At 71.6% G+C, this 5,238-nt stretch carries 5 protein-coding genes and 2 rRNA genes; 3 read left to right on the top strand and 4 right to left on the bottom strand.

Annotated features, from left to right (window positions below):
• On the top strand, nucleotides 1–332 hold a 332-nt coding region (locus tag FNX44_RS23495; protein WP_143650852.1), incomplete at its 5' end, for a siderophore-interacting protein.
• Between the two features lie 25 nt (nucleotides 333–357).
• On the opposite strand, the gene FNX44_RS23490 is transcribed toward FNX44_RS23495, so the two are convergent.
• Nucleotides 358–1,392, bottom strand: coding sequence for an HAD hydrolase-like protein (locus tag FNX44_RS23490; protein WP_143650850.1), 1,035 nt, complete (start codon nucleotides 1,390–1,392; stop codon nucleotides 358–360).
• Nucleotides 1,393–1,513: 121 nt separating this feature from the next.
• On the opposite strand from FNX44_RS23490, the gene FNX44_RS23485 reads away from it, so the two are divergent.
• On the top strand, nucleotides 1,514–2,782 hold the full coding sequence (locus FNX44_RS23485) for a DUF1015 family protein (protein ID WP_143650849.1): 1,269 nt from the start codon (nucleotides 1,514–1,516) through the stop codon (nucleotides 2,780–2,782).
• Between the two features lie 78 nt (nucleotides 2,783–2,860).
• Here the strand turns inward: FNX44_RS23485 and FNX44_RS28630 are convergent, their stop codons facing one another.
• Nucleotides 2,861–3,655: a tetratricopeptide repeat protein gene (locus tag FNX44_RS28630; protein ID WP_228450152.1), complete on the bottom strand. Its 795-nt coding sequence runs from the start codon at nucleotides 3,653–3,655 to the stop codon at nucleotides 2,861–2,863.
• Between FNX44_RS28630 and FNX44_RS28625 the strand changes: the two genes are divergently transcribed.
• Entirely contained in the window at nucleotides 3,605–4,738 is a 1,134-nt protein-coding gene (locus FNX44_RS28625) for a hypothetical protein (RefSeq protein WP_194362477.1), read from the top strand. The two genes, FNX44_RS28630 and FNX44_RS28625, sit on opposite strands and share 51 nt — an antisense overlap.
• A gap of 151 nt (nucleotides 4,739–4,889) precedes the next feature.
• Here FNX44_RS28625 and rrf read toward each other — a convergent pair.
• Nucleotides 4,890–5,006 (bottom strand): 5S ribosomal RNA (gene rrf / locus FNX44_RS23475).
• Nucleotides 5,007–5,146: 140 nt separating this feature from the next.
• Nucleotides 5,147–5,238 (bottom strand): 23S ribosomal RNA (locus FNX44_RS23470); the annotation flags it as partial.

The following is a 5,238-nucleotide window of genomic DNA, read 5'->3' as shown; positions in this document are numbered from 1 at the left end:
CACCCGACCTGCCCGCCCTGCTGTGGCTCGAGGTGCCGCACGAGGACGACCGGCACGCCCTCCCGCCGCTACCGGCGCACGCCCACGCCCACTGGTCCACCCACGGCGGCGACCCGGCCCGTCGCGGCGGCCTCACCCGCGCGGTGGCCGACGCCGAACTACCCGACGGACGCGGCTACGCCTGGCTGGCGGGCGAGGCCGGCGGCGTCAGAGCCCTGCGCCGCCACCTCGTGCACGAGCGCGGACTGGACCGCCGCCGGATAACCTTCTCCGGCTACTGGCGGCTGGGCGCCAGCGAGGAACAGCTGCGGCAGGAGGCGCTGGGCGGGTGATCACCCGCCCGTAGCCGCTCCGCCGTCACAGGCCGACGCGGGCCAGCGCCTTCTCCGAGCACGGCACACCGCCCGGCACCCCGGGCGCCGTGTCCGCCGCCGACCACGCCGCCGCGCACAGCGCGCGCAGCGCCTCCACCCGCTCGCCGCCGCCGGACAGCTCAAGCTCCCCGTCGGCCACCCGGGCCAGCCAGCCACCGCACCGCCAGCCGCCGTCGGACTCCGTCGCCGCCCCATGGGCCTCCAGCAGACCGCGCAGGTCCTCGGCCACATAGGTGGGACGCCGCCCGGGCGGCGCGGCGAGCAGCTGCGCGCCGTCGGTGACGCCGGTCAGCACGAGCAGCGAGTCCACTCCGCCGTTCACCGCGCCCTCGATGTCCGTGTCCAGCCGGTCCCCGACCACCAGGGGCCGCTCGGCGCCGGTCCGCAGGATGCTCTCCCGGTGCATCGGCGGCAGCGGCTTCCCAGCCACCCTCGGCTCGGGTGCCTCCCGCATCCACCGGGTCGCGATCCGCACGACCTCCACGGCGGCCCCGTTACCCGGCGCGATACCGCGACCGCTGGGGATCGTCAGGTCGGTGTTGGACGCGTACCAGCGGGCACCGCGCCCGACCGCCAGCGCCGCCTCCGCCAGCCGCCCCCACGGCAGCTCGGGGCCGCCGTAGCCCTGCACCACCACGTCCGGCGCGTCGTCGGCCGACTCCACGACGGCCAGGCCGCGCTCGGCCAGCGCCACCCGAAGCCCCTCCCCGCCCACACACAGCACGCGGGCGCCGACGCCGACGTCCTCGGCGATCATGCGGGCCACCGCCTGCGCCGAGGTGACCACCTCCCCGGCCTCCGCCGGCACACCGAGCCTGGTCAGGTGGTCGGCGACGGTCAGCGGAGTACGAGCCGCGTTGTTCGTCACATACGCCAGCCGCATCCCGGCGGCCCGGGCGCGCGCCAGCGACTCCACCGCGTGTCCGACCGCCTCCCCACCGGCGTACACCACACCGTCCAGGTCAAGCAGCGCGGTGTCGTACGTGGTGTGCAGCGCTCGCGCACAGGATCCGAGCATCGTCGAACGATCCCTCCGGGTAGGTGGTGTCCGGGTCCGGCCGCGACGGCCCCGACCGGCATTGTCCAGTACCGGTCGAAGCGGTTCCCACCTCGGGGTCCCGGAGACATAGCATTCTCGGATGCATCTGGACGGACTCCGCCTCACCCCCTTTCGCGGCCTGCGCTACGACAGTGCCAAGGTGCGCAGTCTCGCCGCCGTCACCTCACCGCCGTACGACGTCGTCGTCCGGCCCGACGGCGTGCACCAGCTGGAGACGGCGGACCCGTACAACATCGTCCGGCTCATCCTGCCGCACACCGCCGACCCCGCGGCCCGGCACCGGCTGGCCGCCGACACCCTGCGCCGCTGGGAGGCGGAGGGCGTCCTCGTCCGCGACGCGCTGCCCGCGTTCTACGTGTACGAGCAGCAGCGCGGCGACACGCTTCAGCGCGGGCTCATAGGCGCGCTGCGCCTGACGCCCCCGGAGGAGGGTGTCGTACTCCCCCACGAGGACGTGATGCCCCAGGTGGTCGCCGACCGGCTCGGCCTGATGAAGGAGACCCGGGCCAACCTCGAACCCCTCCTGCTCTCCTACCGGGGCGACGACGGCGAGCGAGGCGCGACCGCCGTCACCGAACGCGTCGTCCGCCGCGAACCGCTGCTCAGCACGGACACCGAGGACGGCTTCCGACACCGCCTGTGGGCCGTGACCGACCCACACGAACACGCCGAGATCACCACCGACCTCGCCACCCGCCGGGCCCTCATCGGCGACGGACACCACCGCTGGGCCACCTACCTGCGACTCCGCCAGGAGCACCCCGGCGACCCCGCGTGGGAACACGGCCTGGTCCTGCTCGTCGACAGCAACCACCACCCGCTGGAGGTGCACGCCATCCACCGCGTGCTCCCCCGCCTCGCCCCAGAGGCGGCACTTCGGCTGCTTGCCGGCCAAGCCCGCTGCCGGCCCGTCGAAGCGCCCCTCAAGGAGGCGCTGCGGACGCTCGACGACAGCGAGGGCAACGCGTTCCTGCTCTACGGCGGCGGCACCTACCAACTCGTCGACCGGATCAACCCGCGACTGGTCGCCGACGCCGTCCGCGCCGACCGGCCGGCCGCCTGGCGGGAACTCGACGCCACGGTGCTGCACTCCGTGCTGCTCGACCAGGTGTGGAAGGTGCCCGACCAGCCCGCCGACATCAGCTACCTGCACTCCGCCGACGCCGCGACCACGCAGGCCGACCGCACCGGCGGCACCGCCGTGCTGATGCGCCCGGTCAGCGAGGACACCGTGCTGGAACTCGCCCGCCAGGGCGTGATGATGCCCCGCAAGTCCACGTCCTTCGGCCCGAAACCGGCCACGGGGCTGGTGCTCCGCACCCTCGACGAGGAGTCGGCGGAGCGGTGAACGACCGGAGGGGCGGGGTAGGGCCTTCGCCCCTACCCCGCCCCTCCGGTCGTCTCAGATCCTCAGCGCCGGCAGCGGCTAGCGCTCGCCGCCGTCGACGTCCCGGTCCTCGTCGTCCCGGTCCTCGCCCCGCGGCTCATCGACCTTCGGCTCATCGACCTTCGGCTCATCGACCTCCAGGCCCTCGGCCTCCGGGTCGAGGGCGTCGGTGAACTCGACACCGTCAAGCTCCGCCAGCCGGTCCGAAGCGTCGGTCATCCCGCCCTGGTCTGCCTCAAGCGCCTTCGCGAACCACTCACGCGCCTCCTCCTCACGGCCGACCGCCAGCAGCGCGTCGGCGTACGCGTACCGCAGCCGCGCGGACCAAGGCTGCGTGGAGTTCGCGTTGAGCTCGGAGCACTGGAGAGTCACCACGGCGGCCTCGGCCTGACCCATGTCACGCCGAGCACCCGCGGCCACCAGCCGCATCTCGACGCGGCCCTCCTTGTCGAGCTTCTGCACCTCCGGCTCGCCCGCCATCGCAAGCGCCTTCTCCGGACGGCCAAGGCCACGCTCGCAGTCGGCCATCACCGGCCACAGATGCTGGGCACCCGTCATACGGCGAGCCGCACGGAACTCCGCGAGCGCCTCCCCGTACTTCTCCACCCCGTAGGCGGCGAAGCCGGCAGCCTCGCGCACGGCCGGGACACGAGACGCCAACCGCAGAGCGACCTTCGCGTACCCGTAAGCGCCCTCGGGATCCTCGTCCAGCCGGCGCGCCACCATGACGAGGTTGCGTGCGACGTCCTCAGCGAGGGTCTTGGGCAACGTACGGAGCTCCTGGTGCACCGCAGCGTCCAGCTCCTCGCCGGTGACGTCCTCGTCGATCGGCAGTCGACGCAGCGGGGGACGGTCCTGTCGCCGGTCGTCACGACCGAACCCCTCACGCCGAGGACCACCGCCACCCCGGTACCCGCCACGGTCGTCCCGCCCACGCCCGTACGGACGCCGCTCGTCATCCCGACGCGGACCACGGGGACGGTCATCGCGATCCCGGTCGAACGGACGCCGCTCATCGTCCCGACGCGGACCACGCGGACGATCGTCACGATCACGATCGAACGGACGCCGCTCGTCATCCCGACGGAAGCCGCCAGGACGGTCGTCGCGGTCACGCCCGTACGGACGCCGCTCGTCATCCCGACGCGGACCACGCGGGCGATCGTCGCGGTCACGGTTGTACGGGCGCCGCTCGTCATCCCTACGGGGACCACGCGGACGGTCGTCACGGTCCCGGTTGTACGGGCGCCGCTCATCATCCCGACGCGGACCACGCGGACGGTCATCGCGATCCCGGTCGAACGGACGCCGCTCATCATCCTGACGGGGACCACGCGGACGGTCGTCACGATCCCGGTTGTACGGACGCCGCTCATCATCCCGACGGGGACCACGCGGACGGTCATCGCGGTCACGGTTGTACGGGCGCCGCTCATCATCCCGACGCGGACCACGCGGACGGTCATCGCGGTCACGGTTGTACGGGCGCCGCTCATCATCCCGACGCGGACCACGCGGACGGTCATCACGGTCCCGGTTGTACGGGCGCCGCTCATCATCCCGACGCGGACCACGCGGACGGTCATCGCGATCCCGGTTGTACGGGCGCCGCTCATCATCGCGACGCGGACCACGCGGACGGTCGTCACGATCACGATCGAACGGACGCCGCTCATCATCCCGACGCGGGCCACGGGGACGGTCGTCACGATCCCGGTTGTACGGGCGCCGCTCATCGTCCCGACGCGGACCACGCGGACGGTCATCACGGCGGAAGTCACGACGGTCGCCCTCACGGCGGTCGCCTCGACGCTCGTCGGAACGCCCGGAACGGTAGCCACCGCCGCTGCGGTCGCCCGGACGACGCTGGCCCGAGCCCTCCGACCTGGCAGGCCTGTACGGCCGGTCCTCAGGTGAGTTCGACATCAACGTGACTCCTTGTTTCTGGCCGTCCCACAGCCATTCTCACGCGCCACGACGACGAGCGCGATCTGTCGGGAAAAGCAAAAAGAAGAGGGCCGCCAACCCCAGCGCACTTGCTGGGGCCGACGGCCCTCTCTCAAAGATTGTTCGGCGGCGTCCTACTCTCCCACACGCTCCCGCATGCAGTACCATCGGCGCTGACAGGCTTAGCTTCCGGGTTCGGAATGTAACCGGGCGTCTCCCCATCGCTATGACCACCGAAACCTCATCACCGCTCCACATGGAAGCGGAAACCGACAAGGTCAGCGAACAAGCACACTCTTCAGTTGACTTGTTTGATTCAAGTACAACCGGTTCTGGCTGTTCATTGCCTCAGAACCAACACAGTGGACGCGAGCACATATGGTCAAGCCCTCGGCCTATTAGTACCGGTCAACTCCAACCCTCACAGGTCTTCCATCTCCGGCCTATCAACCCAGTCGTCTACTGGGAGC

The organism is Streptomyces alkaliterrae (genome assembly GCF_007097205.2).
GTDB lineage: Bacteria > Actinomycetota > Actinomycetes > Streptomycetales > Streptomycetaceae > Streptomyces > Streptomyces alkaliterrae.
The sequence above is the reverse complement of the archived record's forward strand: the minus strand, read 5'-3'. Positions and strand labels throughout refer to the sequence as shown.

Excerpts from the sequence above, each read along its gene's own strand:
- FNX44_RS23490 (WP_143650850.1), bottom strand. The coding sequence starts at position 1,392 with ATGCTCGGATCCTGTGCGCGAGCGCTGCACACCACGTACGACACCGCG.
- FNX44_RS23485 (WP_143650849.1), top strand. The coding sequence starts at position 1,514 with ATGCATCTGGACGGACTCCGCCTCACCCCCTTTCGCGGCCTGCGCTAC.